18 protein-coding genes are annotated in these 16007 nt (G+C 50.0%); 8 read left to right on the forward strand and 10 right to left on the reverse strand.

Translation table 11 applies throughout. The features are described 5' to 3' along the window. Positions 1-89 precede the first annotated feature (89 nt). The 6 genes from AC9UG7_RS02830 to AC9UG7_RS02855 are packed head-to-tail and all read right to left on the reverse strand — an operon-like array spanning position 90 to position 6678. Entirely contained in the window at positions 90-1250 is a 1161-nt protein-coding gene (locus AC9UG7_RS02830; RefSeq protein WP_509583873.1) for an ABC transporter substrate-binding protein, read from the reverse strand. Positions 1251-1283: 33 nt separating this feature from the next. Next, entirely contained in the window at positions 1284-3143 is a 1860-nt protein-coding gene (locus AC9UG7_RS02835; protein ID WP_509583875.1) for an AMP-dependent synthetase/ligase, read from the reverse strand. Positions 3144-3146: 3 nt separating this feature from the next. Continuing rightward, on the reverse strand, positions 3147-3920 hold the full coding sequence (locus AC9UG7_RS02840) for an ABC transporter ATP-binding protein (protein ID WP_509583877.1): 774 nt from the start codon (positions 3918-3920) through the stop codon (positions 3147-3149). Then, positions 3917-4726 carry an ABC transporter ATP-binding protein gene (locus AC9UG7_RS02845; RefSeq protein ID WP_509583879.1) on the reverse strand — a complete coding sequence of 270 codons (810 nt, stop codon included), beginning with the start codon at positions 4724-4726 and terminating at the stop codon, positions 3917-3919. Before AC9UG7_RS02845 ends, AC9UG7_RS02840 begins: the two co-directional genes overlap by 4 nt. After that, positions 4723-5799, reverse strand: a complete 1077-nt coding sequence (locus AC9UG7_RS02850; protein ID WP_509583881.1) for a branched-chain amino acid ABC transporter permease — start codon at positions 5797-5799, stop codon at positions 4723-4725. Before AC9UG7_RS02850 ends, AC9UG7_RS02845 begins: the two co-directional genes overlap by 4 nt. A 3-nt stretch (positions 5800-5802) precedes the next feature. Then, positions 5803-6678: a branched-chain amino acid ABC transporter permease gene (locus AC9UG7_RS02855; RefSeq protein WP_509583884.1), complete on the reverse strand. Its 876-nt coding sequence runs from the start codon at positions 6676-6678 to the stop codon at positions 5803-5805. Between the two features lie 423 nt (positions 6679-7101). On the opposite strand from AC9UG7_RS02855, the gene AC9UG7_RS02860 reads away from it, so the two are divergent. The 4 genes from AC9UG7_RS02860 to chrA all read left to right on the forward strand — a co-directional run bounded on the left by AC9UG7_RS02860 (position 7102) and on the right by chrA (position 10895). Beyond that, positions 7102-7539 (forward strand): type I secretion C-terminal target domain-containing protein, encoded by a 438-nt coding sequence (locus tag AC9UG7_RS02860; protein WP_509583886.1) that lies wholly within the window; start codon positions 7102-7104, stop codon positions 7537-7539. 142 nt (positions 7540-7681) lie between these two features. Beyond that, complete coding sequence (locus AC9UG7_RS02865; RefSeq protein ID WP_509583888.1) at positions 7682-9055, forward strand: acyclic terpene utilization AtuA family protein; 1374 nt, start codon at positions 7682-7684, stop codon at positions 9053-9055. 52 nt (positions 9056-9107) lie between these two features. Then, positions 9108-9506, forward strand: a complete 399-nt coding sequence (locus AC9UG7_RS02870; protein WP_509583889.1) for an AtuA-related protein — start codon at positions 9108-9110, stop codon at positions 9504-9506. Between the two features lie 42 nt (positions 9507-9548). Then, positions 9549-10895: a chromate efflux transporter gene (gene chrA, locus AC9UG7_RS02875; protein ID WP_509583891.1), complete on the forward strand. Its 1347-nt coding sequence runs from the start codon at positions 9549-9551 to the stop codon at positions 10893-10895. 15 nt (positions 10896-10910) lie between these two features. Here chrA and AC9UG7_RS02880 read toward each other — a convergent pair whose 3' ends face one another. After that, positions 10911-11702, reverse strand: coding sequence for a 2-keto-4-pentenoate hydratase (locus AC9UG7_RS02880; protein WP_509583893.1), 792 nt, complete (start codon positions 11700-11702; stop codon positions 10911-10913). Positions 11703-11839: 137 nt separating this feature from the next. On the opposite strand from AC9UG7_RS02880, the gene AC9UG7_RS02885 reads away from it, so the two are divergent. The 4 genes from AC9UG7_RS02885 (at position 11840) to AC9UG7_RS02900 (ending at position 14670) form a co-directional block, all read left to right on the forward strand. Next, positions 11840-12238, forward strand: coding sequence for a surface-adhesin E family protein (locus AC9UG7_RS02885; RefSeq protein WP_509583894.1), 399 nt, complete (start codon positions 11840-11842; stop codon positions 12236-12238). A gap of 3 nt (positions 12239-12241) precedes the next feature. After that, positions 12242-12568 (forward strand): hypothetical protein, encoded by a 327-nt coding sequence (locus tag AC9UG7_RS02890; RefSeq protein WP_509583896.1) that lies wholly within the window; start codon positions 12242-12244, stop codon positions 12566-12568. 139 nt (positions 12569-12707) lie between these two features. Continuing rightward, entirely contained in the window at positions 12708-13739 is a 1032-nt protein-coding gene (locus AC9UG7_RS02895) for a potassium channel family protein (protein WP_509583898.1), read from the forward strand. A 118-nt stretch (positions 13740-13857) separates the two neighbouring features. Further along, positions 13858-14670, forward strand: a complete 813-nt coding sequence (locus tag AC9UG7_RS02900; RefSeq protein WP_509583900.1) for a PPK2 family polyphosphate kinase — start codon at positions 13858-13860, stop codon at positions 14668-14670. A 15-nt stretch (positions 14671-14685) separates the two neighbouring features. On the opposite strand, the gene AC9UG7_RS02905 is transcribed toward AC9UG7_RS02900, so the two are convergent. The 3 genes from AC9UG7_RS02905 to AC9UG7_RS02915 form a co-directional block, all read right to left on the reverse strand. After that, the gene (locus AC9UG7_RS02905; protein ID WP_509583902.1) at positions 14686-15102 is read right to left on the reverse strand and encodes a DUF2076 family protein; all 417 of its coding nucleotides are present in this window, start codon (positions 15100-15102) and stop codon (positions 14686-14688) included. A 10-nt stretch (positions 15103-15112) separates the two neighbouring features. After that, the gene (locus AC9UG7_RS02910; protein ID WP_509583904.1) at positions 15113-15589 is read right to left on the reverse strand and encodes a hypothetical protein; all 477 of its coding nucleotides are present in this window, start codon (positions 15587-15589) and stop codon (positions 15113-15115) included. A 121-nt stretch (positions 15590-15710) separates the two neighbouring features. Next, complete coding sequence (locus tag AC9UG7_RS02915; protein WP_509583905.1) at positions 15711-15986, reverse strand: cupin domain-containing protein; 276 nt, start codon at positions 15984-15986, stop codon at positions 15711-15713. Between the last annotated feature and the right edge of the window lie 21 nt (positions 15987-16007).

The following is a 16007-nucleotide window of genomic DNA, read 5'->3' on the forward strand; positions in this document are numbered from 1 at the left end:
ATTTCCCAATTTCCCAATTTCGGAGTCTGACCCCAATTTCCCAATTTCCCAATTTCGGAGTCTGACCCCAATTTCTAACAATTAACCGTTCAGTCCAACTTGTAATAGTCAGAAATGATTTTCCATTTACCGTCTTGGATCTGCGACAAACGCGAACGGTTAGAACTCAAATGTTGAGTCGGTGTGAATTTACCCTCAGGACCACCAAATATATCGGAAGGAATGGTCATGTTGTCCATGGCCTTGATGAAATTATCTGTCGTTAAATTGGGGCCTACTTTTTGCGCACCACGTATGAAAGCGTCAACAATGATGTATCCATAGACAGAGAACACGGTGGGGTCATCACCAAATTTTGTTTTGTATTTGTTGGCCCAAAAAGCAATAGGCTTGGAAGCTTCGTCCAAGTAGGGGTGTGGCACGGTCATAGTGGCATACATACCGTCCATCGCCTTACCGCCCAATTTGTGAATCAAATCGGTGTAAGCAGCACTGGAACCAATGAACAACGGATTAAAACCCGTTTTGCGCGATTCGGCGATAGTGCCTACCGTTTCACGAATGATGGTGCCCAACACCACCAGCTCACAACCTGCAGACTTCATGCGCGCCACTTGCGAGGAAAAATCGGTCGCGCCACGTTTATACGACGTCTTCTCGGTGAACTCCATATTGACCGACTTCAGGCCAGCCTCTGCGCCACGCAGGACTTCCAAACCAAATTCGTCGTCTTGATGGATAGCACATACCTTGGTGAGTTTTTTCTCTTTCACCAGACTAGGTACTGCGGCACGCATTTGATCAAAGTAAGTAGCAAACGCAGCATATTTCAACCTGTTGAACGGCTCATACATTTCACGCGCCGCTGTCACTGGCAAAAAATTGATGATATTTTTTTCAAATTGCACTGGCATGGCGGCATTGTTTTGTGCCGTTCCAATATGGGCTGCCATGATGAAAATTTTGTCTTGGTTCACCAGTTTTTGAGCTGCCAATACTGCACGCTTAGGGTCATAACCGGAGTCTTCGCTGACCAAGCGCAGTTTGCGCCCGTGGATCGCGCCTTGTTCATTGAGTTCATCTATGCGCAACTGCATGCCATTGCGAACGGCTTTGCCATACCCTGCCAGCGGACCTGACATGTCCTGAATTGTGCCTATCAAAATTTCGTCTTTGGTCACACCTTGTTGTTGCGCCCACGCTTGTCCAAAACACAGTACAAGCATTCCCATCAAGATTTGTTTTTTCATGGTTCAGTCTCCTTCAATTCATTTGTCACAGGTTTAAGTGGTGTACATGGCTTCAATCAAGTCACTGTATTTCTTTTCTACAAATTTTCGCTTGAGCTTCATGGTCGGGGTCAGTTCATCATCTTCTGCGGTCAGCTGGGTGTCGAGCAGTCGAAAATGCTTGATTTGCTCTACACGTGCAAACTTGGTGTTCACCTTGTCTATTTCAGCTTGTATCAAGGACTGTACTTCAGCTGTTCGGGTCAGACTCGCGTAATTGGAAAAAGGCACATCATGATCTTGGGCATATTTTTCCACGTTATCCAGATCAATCATGATGATGACTGACAGGTAGGGGCGTTTGTCGCCGATCACCACTGCGTCAGTCACATACGGCGAAAACTTCAATTCGTTTTCCCATTCGCTGGGCGTGATATTTTTGCCACCCGCGGTGATGATGATGTCTTTCATGCGATCGGTGATTTTGAAAAAACCATCCGCATCCACGCTACCCACATCTCCTGTATGTAACCAACCGTCTGCATCAATAGTTTCAGCGGTTTTATCTGGCTGGTTCAAATAACCCATGAACACATTCGGGCCGCGTACCAGCAACTCTTGCGTCACAGGGTCGACCTTGACCTCGTTGTAGTCACACGCCTTGCCAATAGAGCCAGGCACAATATGGTCATACGGCATGAATGTTGATGCACCACCAGATTCGGTTTGTCCCCAAACCTCCAGCATAGGAATGCCCAAGGCGAGATACCAGCGCACCAAATCAGGTGATATGGGCGCAGCACCCGTACCTAAAAATCGGGCACGCTCAATACCCATCATGCGTCGTACATTGTTCAATGTCAGTAGACGCGCCAAATAGAAAGAACATTTGAGCCATATCGGTACGCGCTGGCGCTGCAACACCCGCGCTGCCACTGTATTACCCACAACCAAACTCATGTGGTAAATAAATTGTTGAATGGCGCCCGCTTCAGCGATAGCGATAGTGACTGCTGAATAAAACTTCTCCCAGACGCGTGGCACCGCAAAGAAAAGTGTGGGAGCTATCTCACGCACATTCTCAGGCACGGTGTCAGGGTTTTCGACAAAATTCAAAATTGCACCGCTGTAAATACACGAGTACATGCCTCCAAGTCTTTCGGCAATATGGCACAAGGGTAAAAACAACATGCGCTCATCTTTTTCATTTTGCCCCAGGTATTGGCTGTAGCCACGCATGACATAAACCATGCCGGCATGACTGTGCATGGCGCCCTTGGGCTTGCCTGTGGTGCCTGAGGTGTAAATCAATATAGCCAAGTCTGAGGGCTGACGGCTGTGGCGACGCAGCTCAAACTCGTTGGCATGCAATTTGTCATAGGCCGCACCCTGCTCCTGAAGTGCTTGCAGACTGATGACCATGGGGTCGGCAAACCTAGTCAAGCCTTCAGTATCAATGACCACAATCAGTTTGAGCAAGGGCAATTGATCGCGGGCCATCAAAGCTTTGTCCAATTGCTCCTCGTCTTCAACAAACAAAACGCAAGTGCGCGAGTCTTCACACAAATACTTCACCTGAGACAGCGAGTCGGTCGGGTAAATACCATTGGATATACCGCCTGCTGACAATACGGCCATATCAGCCAACACCCATTCCAATCGGGTATTGGACAAAATAGAGGCGCAGTCACCCACAGCGAAACCATGGGCGGCCAAGCCCATGGTGATCTCACGCACGGCCTGTCCTGCTTGCAGCCAACTCCAGCTCTGCCATATGCCGAACTTTTTTTCGCGCATCATCAACTGAGAAGATCGAGCCGCTACGCCATTCCAAAAAATACCGGTGATGGTTTCACCCGGTATCACAATGTCCGTCGAACCTTTGAGCCTGGCGGTATCCCATAAAACACTCATGTGCTATCTCCAGGTTTTCTTCTTTTTCCAGCGCCGCTCGTCGCGTGCACCGGCTTCTTTGAGACCAAGGTAAAACTCCTTGATGTCATCTTTTTGCAGCAGACGCTCGCAGGTGTCTTCCATGACTATGCGACCCGACTCCAACACAAAGCCATAGTCCGCGACATTCAGCGCCATGTTTGCGTTTTGCTCAACCAACAACATGGTAGTGCCTCGTTCACGATTGATACGCAGCACAATCTCAAAAATTTCTTGGGTCAATTTGGGCGACAAACCCAGACTGGGTTCATCCAACAAAATCATCTCAGGATTGCTTAAAAGCGCGCGTGCAATAGCCAACATTTGTTGCTGTCCACCCGACAGCAAACCCGCAGGCTGGGTGGCTCGCTCACGCAAAATAGGAAAATAAGCAAACGCGGTTTCAATGTCCTTCGCAATCGCATCTTTGTCGCTTCGGGTGTATGCACCCATCAACAAATTGTCACGTACTGACAACAAAGGGAACACTTCGCGACCTTCGGGAACGTGAACCAAACCGCGCTGCACGATGTGGGCTGGGTCCATGGCGGTGATGTTGTCGCCGTCAAATTGCACCGTGCCTTTGCGTGGATCGATGATGCCGGAGATGGTTTTCAGTACGGTGGTTTTGCCGGCACCATTAGAGCCCAGCACAGTGGCAATTTGACCGCGCAGCACCGAAAGACTGACGCCACGAATAGCCCGCACTGGGCCGTAGGCGCTCTCGACATTGTTGAGTTGCAGCAAGACGTTACTCATGCAGCCACCTGTGAATTCCGCTTGAAAGTGGTTGCATCAAATGTGCCGCCCAAGTAGGCCTCGATGACAGCAGGATTTGACTGTACGTGGGCAGGTGTTCCCATGGCAAGCACCTCACCTTGATTCATCGCCAATACCCTGTCGCTGACCTTGGACACCAAACTCATGTCGTGCTCCACCATCAACACGGTGATGCCCAGATCTTTTTGAATGTCTTGAATCCAAAAAGCCATGTCAGCGGTTTCTTCTACGTTCAAGCCCGAGGAGGGTTCGTCCAATAACAATAATGTGGGCTCGGTGCATAAGGCACGCGCGAGCTCGACCACCTTGCGTATGCCATAAGGCAGGCCTGCCACCATGGTGTCACGGTACTTTTGCAAGTCTAGAAAATCGATGATTTCTTCCACTTTGCGACGGGTTGCGATTTCCGCACGGCGCACACTCGGGGTGAACAACATCTGTTGCCAAAACCCCGTGCGGTTATGCACATGACGGCCAATCAACAAATTGTGAAGCACAGAAGCGTGTTCGAATAATTCGATATTTTGAAACGTACGTGCAATACCTGCGGCAGCCACTGCATGGGCAGGCATGTCACTCAAGCGTTGGCCTGCGTAATTCAAAAACCCTGAAGTAGGTGTGTAGATGCGACTGATCAGGTTGAACACCGTGGTTTTTCCCGCGCCATTAGGTCCTATCAAAGTAAACACTTCGCCCTGTCGCACCTCAAAGCTGACTTGGTTGACCGCCAGCACGCCGCCGAAGCGTACAGTCAAATCATGCGCACTGAGAAGAATATCGCTCATTTGAGTCGGTCCGATTTTTGGAAACTTTTTTGACGCTTGAACATACCCTTGCGGTAAAAGGGAAACAGTTGGAACCAAGTGCGGATCTTCAACCAACGCCCATACAAGCCCATAGGCTCAAACATGACGAACGCTATCAGCACCAAACCATACACCACCGCTTGCAAGCCAGGCGCTTGGCCAATGGCGCTAGGCAGTAAATCTTTACCCAAGGTGATGAACTGCGGCATGGTAATCAAAAAAATCGCGCCCAAAAAAGCACCGTGCACCGAGCCTAAGCCACCGATGACCACCATCAACAGCAAATCGATAGACTGCAAAATACCAAATTGATCAGGGCTGATGAACTGCATTTTGTGGGCATACAAAGCGCCGCCAATACCTGCCAATGCGGCGGACATCATGAATGACAAGGTTTTGTAATAGGCCAGATGAATGCCCATGCTTTGCGCGGATATTTCAGAATCTCTTATCGCCACGAACGCACGGCCTGTAGAACTTCGCAACAAGTTGAGTACCGCCAATGTGCACAACACCGTGACCACCAAGCAGACCGCATAAAACTTGTCGCCACTGTCGGCTTTCCAACTGCCGATAACCAGCGTCTTCACATGCATACCCGCATTGCCGCCAGTCAGACTTTCCCACCGAGCCAGCACTTCTTCGACAATGAATCCGAAGGACAAGGTGGCAATACCTAGAAAAATACCTTTGACCCGTAAAGCTGGCAAGCCGACCACAGCGCCCACCAATGCAGACAATCCGGCGCTGACAGCCACGGTCACAGGAAACGCAGTGCCATGTGCAGACAGTACCGCGGCCACATAAGCACCTACGCCCATGAATGCCGCGTTACCGATGGAGAACAATCCGGTGAAGCCAGCCAACAACATCAAACCCAGGCCCATGATGCTGTAAATCATCACAAATGTCAGTTGTGCCAACCAGTATTCTTGTAACAACCAAGGTGCCGATACCAAAGCCAGCATCAATAAGGTGTACCAAAACAAGTGACCGCCGTGTTTGGCCAAATCAATGTCTTGGTTGTAAGAAGTTTTGAAAATAAAGCGCATGGCTCAGACCTTTTTGCGCAAGTTATCGCCGAACAAGCCATTGGGCTTGAACACCAACATCAGCAACACCACGACGTAGGCGGCCACGTCTTTGAATCCCTCGGGTAGCCAAAAACCGGCCAGCGATTCGACCACCCCAATGATGATGCCTCCCACAATCGCGCCTGGCAAACTGCCGAAACCGCCAACCACTGCCGCAGGAAAGGCTTTTAAACCAATGAAGCCCATATTGGCATGCACAAAAGTAATCGGTGCCAGCAACAAACCTGCGATGGTGGCAACCACAGCGGCCAAAGCCCACACCAAGCCATTGAGTCGCTTGACAGGTATGCCCATGTAATAAGCTGCGAGTTGGTTTTGTGAACTTGCTTGCATGGCAATGCCTATGCGCGAATACTTGAACATGAAAAAAAGCAAACCGCACAACACGGCGGTGGTAGCCATCACCACCAACTGGGTCGTACCCAACACCAAACTACCCAGCTTGTAGTTGATGTCTGCATACGGCACGGCCAGACTGTGGGTTTCTGTTCCTATGTCTGGAATCATGGTGACCAGACCTCGCGCCACATAACCCACGCCAATGGTGAGCATGACAATTGCAAAAGCTGGCTCGCCCAGCACGGGATTGATCACCACACGCTCAATCAACCAACCCATGCCAGCCATGATTAGCATGGACACGACGACGGATACCCCAAAGGGCCAACCCAAATAGTTGACACAGGCCAATCCTGTGAATGCACCCAGCATCATCAGTTCGCCCTGCGCAAAAGTGACCGTTTCAGTCGCTTTGTAGATAAGCACAAAGCCAAGGGCTATCAAACCGTAAATACAGCCTTGGGCGACGCCGCTCAAAATGACTTGAAGTGCTTGCATTGGAAATAGGAGGGTTGATCCATAAAGAGACAGCCTTTCACATTGTGGATCATGCCGAATGCAAGCTGGCTAGGCATATGCCAGCATTGACATCTGCCCCGCTTGTCATGTCGAAATGATGTGCATGGATTGGGCTATTTCGAAAAAGCCACAAACCACCCTTAAATTAGTGGCAAAAGATTCATTTAATGCATTTAAATCATTAAATTTAACTAATTATTGTGTAAAAATGGTTGTTAAGTATTAAAAACCACTGAATCGGTCACAATTGCAGGCGTAACTCTAACCGCAACACAAGATGCAACGGCAACCGCAGTTGCAGCGGCTTTTCAGAATCTGGCAAGTGGTGCAACGCCTAATATCTCAGGTTTCACCAGTTCCGGTAGTGTTACCACAGGTTTCTCTTCAGGGTCAATTGCAACAGTGGGTGTAGCTAGCGGCGGCCCTCCAGCGGTCTCTTTCACTTATTCCACTACTGGGCCAGTCGCTGACATTGGGGGCAAATATGATTTACTGTTCGACAACGATACCTTTGTATGGAATGCGGGGGACGCAGTCGTTAACAGTGTTGACGTGATCAAAGACTTCAGCGCATGGAATGGAACAAGAGGCGATAAGCTGGACATTAGCAAGCTACTGACCAACGGCTACAACAGTTCCAGCTCCACACTCAGCCAGTGGGTCACTATCGCCACAGCGCAAATTGCACCAGGCGGCACCACCACCAACAGCACAAAAATCACGATTGATATTGATGGCGCTGGCTCTGGAACTACCACTCAAACTATTTGGCTCGAAGGTGTCACGATTTCATCAACTGATCCAACTATTTTGAAAAACAACTTGATTCTGATCGCCTGACCGTTCAGCCCTGCTTCAACAGCGAACACGCCATAGAACAAGACAACCAGCGACGTCATCTTCGTCTGTCTGGTTGTCGTATGGCCTATCATGGGGTTGTGTGTGAATGGGTATTTTCATAGCTCCCTGACTTCAAAACCATATGACGCGTGTTCGACTCACTTCCGGTCTGGGTTTTTACGGCGATAACTGGTCGCCCGTGTTGTCCGCCATCGAGCATGGTGACGTCCAGTACGTCTGTTCTGACCATTTGGCTGAATTGACGTTAGCGATTTTGCAAAAAGACCGTCAAAAAGACCCCGCTGCGGGTTTCGCCCGCGACCTCTTGCCCATGCTCACCCAGTTGTGGCCTGCCGCTTCCAAGCGGGGCGTCAAGTTTGTATTGAACGCCGGTGGCTTGAACCCCCATGGTGCAGCCAGTGCCTTACAACAATTGTTTAAAGCGAAAGCTTGGCACGCCCGCATTGCCGTGGTCACTGGCGACAACGTGCTCGATCACATAGACGAATTGCAAGCCAACGGAGAAACGCTGGCTCACATGGACAGCGGCGCAAGTATTGACAGTGTGCGTGATGCGCTGGTGTTCGCCAATGTATACCTAGGCGCACAACCGATAGCGCAAGCGCTGGCACAAGGTGCAGACATTGTGATCACAGGACGGGTAGCGGACGCGGCTTTGTTTTTAGGCCCGCTGATACATTCGTTTGGTTGGGCCAGCGACGACTGGGACAAACTGGCTCAAGGTATCGCGGTAGGCCATTTGCTCGAATGCTCAGGTCAAGGGGCAGGCGGCAATTTTGGTGCGTCTGGTGTCTGGCAACGTATTCCTGATTTGTCTCACATCGGTTTTCCCATCGCCGAGGTGTCTGCCGACGGCGAGGTCTTCATCACCAAAGCACAAGGCAGCGGTGGCCGCATCAACTACCACACCGTTCGACAACAATTGCTTTACGAGGTGCACAACCCGCGCTGCTACATCACCCCCGATGTGGTGTTGGACATGGGCGAGTTGACGCTGCATGAAATTGGGGTTGACAAGGTGCAAGTGCGCGGCGCTATAGGTCATCCTGCACCGACGCAATGGAAACTCGTGGCAGGTTTTCACAATGGCTGGATGGGCCACGCTGTCACTGGATTTTGCTGGCCTGACGCACGGGCCAAAGCGCTGGCCGTGTCTCAAGCCGTACAACTGCAAATGCAGGAAAAACATTTGCCCTACGAAGAGCTGTGTGTGGAATGGTTGGGGCACAACAGCTTTCTCGGACCTCACGCGCATCAACCCCAAGACGATGACATGAACGAAATCTGGCTGCGAATGGCCATACGAACCCGCGAGAAAAAACACGCTGATATGTTTCCCCGCTTGTTTCCTTGGCTGGCCTTGTCGGGGCCACCTTTCATGGGAGGCTTTCATGGCATGCCAGCAGCCCACGAGTTACTGGGACTTTGGCCTGCGCTGATTGACCGCAGTGCGGTAGAAGCCAAAGTTCGCATCAGCTTGATGGAGACTGTGTGACATTCTTTGCTGTCCAGTTGCCGATGGATTCATATTTCAAGGATGCATTCTGATGAAGCTGCGCTTGTCAGACATTGCCCATGCACGCAGCGGCGACAAGGCCGACAACGCAGACATCGGTTTGTTTGCATGGGAACCGCTGGGCTACGCCCTACTGGCACAACATATCAGTGCAGAGCGAGTGCAAACCTATTTTGCACACCTTTGGCCGCAGACGAATGAGCAACGGGACGCTGCATTGCCCTATGTAGAAAGGTTTGATTTGCCCAACCTGCTGGCTTTGAAATTCGTGTTGCGCGGCGCACTCAATGGCGGTGCGGCTTCCAGTTTGCGCAGTGACAATCTGGGCAAAACCATCGCGGCCCAATTGCTACACATGCAAATTGAAGTCAACGATGCACAAGCCAAAGCCGCCCTGCTGGCGGCTCAATTGGAAATCAGCAGGTTTTAAAACTCAGGCAGGGCCAAGCTACTGCACCCGTATCATTGGCAGATGAGCGATTCACTGCCCACGGCGCACACTTCAACTATTTCTTTCAGACAGGCGCTGTGGTTCTGGCTCAAACTGGGCTTTATCAGTTTCGGCGGGCCCGCTGGTCAAATAGGCATCATGCACCAAGCCTTGGTCGTGGAACGCGCTTGGATTTCTGACAAACGTTTTTTACATGCGCTCAATTACTGCATGTTGCTGCCTGGCCCAGAGGCACAGCAACTCGCCACCTACCTGGGTTGGTTGATGCACAAAACATGGGGCGGCGTATTGGCTGGCCTGTTGTTTGTGCTGCCCTCGCTGTTTATGCTCATGGGCTTGTCTTGGGTATATGTCAGTTACGGCGATGTACCTTGGGTGGCTGCGCTTTTTTTCGGTATCAAACCCGCTGTTATCGCCATCGTCTTGCAAGCGGTTCACCGCATAGGCGCTCGAACATTGCGCAATGTCAGCCTGTGGGCGATTGCCGGTTTGAGTTTTGCTGCCATAGGGCTGTGGCAGGTTCCATTTCCTTGGACAGTGCTGGGCGCGGCTTTGGCGGGCGCGGTTCTTGGGGCAGTGGCACCCGCGCAATTTTCTTCAGCGGCGCAGCATGCCAGTGCTGCTGCATTGCCTGCTCGCCCTGCCGTGATTGATGATGACACACCTAGCCCTGCGCACGCCCAATTTAAATGGAGCCGCTTAGGCTGGGTTGTAGGCGCTGGGGTGGTGTTGTGGTTGCTCCCGATGTGGGTTTTGCAATGGATGTATGGCGACGACAACACCTTGACCCGCATGGGTTGGTTTTTCAGCAAAGCGGCACTGATGACTTTTGGCGGTGCATACGCGGTTTTGCCCTATGTGTATCAAGGTGCGGTAGAGACTTTTCAATGGCTTTCGCCGCAACAAATGATGGATGGCTTGGCGCTCGGTGAATCTACGCCCGGACCATTGATCATGGTCGTGTCCTTCGTGGGTTTTCTGGGTGGTTATGCGCATCCGGTTGCAACCGATGACCCGCTGTTTGTGTCTGCCTGTTTGGGCGCCATCGTGGCCACGTGGTTTACTTTTTTGCCTTCGTTCATCTTCATACTCGCAGGCGGGCCGTTGGTGGAAAGCACGCAAAACCAGTTGCGGTTGACAGCCCCTTTGACCGCCATCACGGCGGCGGTGGTCGGCGTGATGTTGAACCTGGCGTTGTTCTTTGCCTATCACGTGCTGTGGCCTCAAGGCATGTCTGGTCGTTTTGAAGGGTTGTCCGCTGTACTGACCTTGGCTTGTGCGCTGGCTTTGCTGAGATTCAAATGGCCGGTATGGCGTGTGTTGGCCCTTTCTGCATTGGCAGGAACCGTCACTTTAGGGATGGTCTGAATAACACGAAGCGCATTACGCCACTTGAATACCTAGCGTACCGAACACGCCAAAGTCAGCCAGCACATCATCGCCCGCATTCAACACCACTGGCACCACGCAGGTACCCGTGATAACCGTGTCGCCTTGGCGCAAATGCATGCCATGACTCAACAATTCGTTGGCCAACCAAGCCAATGCCTTGCGCGGGTCTCCCAGCACATTGGCGCCACTGCCCTGCGCTTGAACCACACCTTGTTTCAAAACTTGTACTGCGTGCTGACTCAAGTCCAGATCACGCCAGGGATAACTGACCGCCTCACCCAACACCAATTGGTTGGCGCAAGCAAAGTCTGCCAGCAACATGGCTTCGCCGATGTGAACAAAGTCCTGCCAGCGTGAGTCTGGAATTTCAATCGCCAAATGCAAGTCCTGCACATGGGACATGACTTCTTCAGTCGTCAACGCAAGTGGGGAGTTCGCCAGCACATCCCTACCTATGCGAAAAGCAAATTCGGGCTCCATCACGCGCATGAGATTGTGTGTCAAGCTGATGCTCGCGCCCGGTTTCAAACAACGTGAAGTCAACAATCGCCCGGCCAGTGGGCCGGTGACACCGATGTGCTGTTGACCGGCAATGCTGGTGGCCGCAATTTTCCAGCCCATGGCCGATTCACCCGTGGCTTCAAACAATGCCTTTTGTGCGGCGTAGCCTTGCGCCCTGTCAGTTGGCTGCGGCAGCGAGTTATCGGGTGTGGCTAATTGCCTTTTCTGCTGCCATGCTGGCAAAAGTTGCTCTGTCAAGGCTTGGTATGAGGAAGTGGGCATGGAAACTCCGTTGGCTTGGGATCACAAAGCGTACGAGACACTCAAACTGAAAAAACATGTATCGGTTGGATTTTTTATCTTGTCTTCAGTTTATAGGTTTTGCACAAGAAACCCTGCCTGCCAACAAATCGCAGAGAATGGACCATCACTTTGAATCGCTGGATATGAAAAAATTTTGTTGTATGGCTTTGCTGTGCGTCGGCTTGAACTGCCACGCCGAGTGGACCCTGTTCATGGAAATGGAAGACGGCACATGGTATGTAGATCTCGCCAGCCGCAGCGCCGATGCACAACCACGTATTTGGACTTTGTTCGATCACAAAACTCCCGTAGGTGCTTTTGGTGTGCGCTCGGTCAAAACCTGGTTGGAGACTGATTGTCAGGAAGGCTGGTTGCGTGAAAAGTCATTGGTGGTATTCAACGATCAAATGGCGCGGGGCTCTATATTGCGAAACACTTCGCCAGGGACCATGAAAATATTTCCCCAACCCGGCAGTGCTTACGAAAAAATTTCCCAATCTCTTTGCCAGAAATGACACATGGCGGTTCGCAATTCGCATCATGTCTATGTGGTGGAGCTGCATCCGGATGTATGGTTTGAACCGAAATTCAAACGCAGCAACCCTGACTACGTCTCAGGTCAACCATTTGTTTATGTAGGCATGACCGGGCTTGATCCAGACACACGGTTTGATAACCACAAAGCAGGCATCAAAGGCAATGTGTTTGTTCAAAAGTATGGATTGCGGTTGATGACCGAGTTGTTTGAGCACCTCAACCCTATGCCTTATGGAGATGCGCAATACATGGAAGTCGATCTGGGTATCAGGCTCAGACAAGCGGGATATGGCGTCTGGCAAGCCTAAACCTTTCAGCTGAAGCTTCTCCAAATATCTCAGGGTTTTTACTATAAAGATTTTGTTAGATTCTTCAAAATTTCATTTTGTTATGATTAAATTATCAAATTAATTTGATTTAACAAATTTATTTCAAAGGTACCAACCCATGAATTCAGTCAATCCTCATGCACATGCCGACACTGGTTTGATGCGAAACATATTCACAGTTCCCACCAGCAAGGCCTTCACCCGTTGGGTGGCCGTGATCAATTTTTGGATTCTGATCTCCTGCTTGTCACTGGCGGGGGAAACGGTTGAACCCTATGCCTCCGAACATGCTAAATATTTCTTACTGATTGAATATTTCGCTGTTTTCTTCTTCACCATCGACTACCTAGGCAATCTGTATTTCGCCAAGGATCGCGTCAAGTATTTCTTCAGCTTCTGGGGTTTGGTCGATTTGATTTCTATTTTGCCCAGCTATCTCATGTTGATGAACCTGACCGCCTTGCAAGGCAGTAAGGTGTTCCGCGTATTGCGTGTGGTGCGGGTGTTGCGGGTGCTGAAAATGGCACGTATCGCGTTACAAGCGCTGGAACACAAAGTGGAGACTTCCAACCCCATTTTGACCAACCTGAAAATCTATTTCATCGCTTTGTTTTCGGTGGTGATGATCTCCAGCACACTGATGTACTACGTTGAGGGGAATTTGTACTCGCCTGAAGCCATGGCCGCAGGTCAGGCTGCTTTTGATGCGCAACTGAAAATCACACCTCTGCCAGAAAACGCCCCCCCTGGCGCTGAAAAATTCATGCCTGTCGACCCCATCAGTGGTAACTCGATTCCCGAAGACAAACGTTTTTTCACATCTATCCCTACTGCCATGTGGTGGTGCATGGTGACCCTGACAACTACTGGTTACGGCGACATGTTTCCGCTGACTTTCGGCGGGCGGGTGATTGCCTCTATGACCATGTTGATGGGCTTGGTACTGTTTGGTATTTTGTTGAATATCGTCGGTAAAACCATCATGGTGCTGCTGTTTGGAGAAAGCCTCACGGATGACAATACCACCCCTGCCACTCGCGAAGCCATTTTGAAAATGATGGTTCAGCGCCAATGGATCAGCGAACACCGCGCCTATGAAATTGAGTTAATGTCTGAAGAAGATATCAAGAAAAATTGCAAAAATCTTTGATGTTTGCATGCCAGCCGCATGCGGCTTATGATGAACCAAGCCTCGTCTTTACCGGCGGGGCTTTTTTCATATCTGATTGAACATTGATGTTTGCTGTTAACCGTAAGACTTCAAAGCCATGACTCTGAAAAAATTTGCCCCTTGGAAAATCCAAGCCGATGACCGTTTCGAGCTGTCGGACATATCTACCCGACTGCCGGTGAACAAAAAAGAAATCGACGAAAGCAAAGGACTCAAGACATTGTTTGAGCGGCTCAACAAAATGCAAAACACTTTGTATGCAGCCAAAACCCATGGTGTATTGCTGGTATTGCAAGGCATGGACACCGCCGGTAAAGACGGCGTGATTCGTCATGTATTCACGCATATCAGTCCGCTAGGTGTTCGGGCACAAGCCTTTGCTGCCCCATCCGAAGAAGAAAAGCACCACGATTTTTTATGGCGCATACACAGCAAGCTACCAGCCAAGGGCGAGTTGGTGATATTCAACCGAAGCCACTATGAAGATGTATTGGTGCCTCAAGTCAGGGGTTGGCTCAAACCAGCAGCCATTGAAAAGCGCTTGGCACACATACGCAACTTCGAAGCCATGCTGCATGATGAAAATATCACGGTGCTGAAATGTTTTTTACATATCTCCAAAGCGGAACAGAAAAAACGTTTACAAGCCCGAATGGAAGATCCGCAAAAACAATGGAAATTGCAAGCCTCCGATTTTGAAGACCGCAAACTGTGGCCTACATTCATGCGCGCTTACCAGCAAACACTGTCAGCCACCAGTACCAAAGAGTCTCCTTGGTACATCATTCCAGCAGACGACAAATCAGACAGAAACCGGTTTTTGGCCGAACTGCTTGTCGCTACTGTGGAAAACATGAAATTGAAAATGCCTTCACCCAGTTTGAAACCAGGCAGTTTCAAGCTTGTTTGAGGCAGGCGGGTTCAATCAGCGTTTGAAATAAACAACCGCGGCGGTGACGACAAGAATAAATGCCCACACGGCCATGGCGTTATTTCCTAGAAAATTGATGGCTTTTTCCTCCATCAACAAATGGGCTGGTGTATTGGCTTTATCACTTTGAGAACCTGCAATAAATGGTTGCCTGATCGGTTGTGCATTGACACGCCAATCCTGCGAATTCATTTGCAAAAAAGCGTCTGTTGACTGAACATCTCCTGCCTGAAAACTGGCCAACTGCTGCTCAAGAAGCACGCACCTTAAAGCCAACAGATAAGAACCTTGCGGGTGATTTCGCACTGTTTCACTTATCATGGCCGTGGCCTGTTCGTCTTGCGACGCCAACCGGGTCTGTTGAAGGTCACGCAAAAATCTGCTCAAAACATCTCGTTCAGCTTCAATCATTATGAGTCCCTTAAGTAACGTTGTTTATCTGTTCTTGTTCGATCACCGATTCAGGCTCGACGTCTTTCAGAAGTAAAAAAGGGAACAGTATGAATCCCATCAAAATCCAACTGAAAAAACCACCCACACCGATGTTGACTGTGATGAATATAGAAAGCAGTGCACCGAACTTAACGGCTATATTTTTCATAAATAAATAACCCACCAGCAACTCTCCCAACGTCAACACATAAGCGATAAGGAAAGCCCGGGGAATAGCAAAATGGGTGAGGTACATGCTGCCTATGGAATCCGGCGGCAAATCTGCCAAGCGTTCAATAAACATGCCTTTTAACGCATCGGACCAAAGCAAACCTATCATCAATTTGAAACTACCGCCCAAGAAAAAGTACAGTCCGTAAAGTTGTCTACAGGCGCGCAATGCCTGCCAGGGAGATAGCGCATATTTTATTGACCAAGCTTGTACACCTCCCCATTTGATGAACATAAGGCCTCAAATAAAAATGAAATGATTATTAGAAGAATAATGTGGAAACACACCCGTAAAAACCAGTAAAAAATGAGGGATTCATGCCATTTTTTACTGATTTATCCTAATAAAGTCTCTGTCAGTTCGCCCTTGCCACCCAGACCGTGGCACCCTCAGCGCCGTAGTTTTCAATATGAGGGATATTTCGCGCCAAACGGAACGGGTCTCCGGCTTTAAGCAGGATGACCTTGTCGTCGACGGTTAACTTGAATTCACCGCGTACCACCAGTGCGCTGACATCAAACGGATGGGTATGCGTATCGACCACGCGGTTCGGTTCCCATTCGCGCACCAGCACTTCGTCAAATCCTTCTTCGACAGACGTTGCGGTAAATTCTTCAAAGGTTGTGTTCATGGTTTGACTTCTTTCTTTAGT

This window comes from Limnohabitans sp., from assembly GCF_046052765.1.
In the GTDB taxonomy this organism is placed as follows: domain Bacteria; phylum Pseudomonadota; class Gammaproteobacteria; order Burkholderiales; family Burkholderiaceae_C; genus Limnohabitans.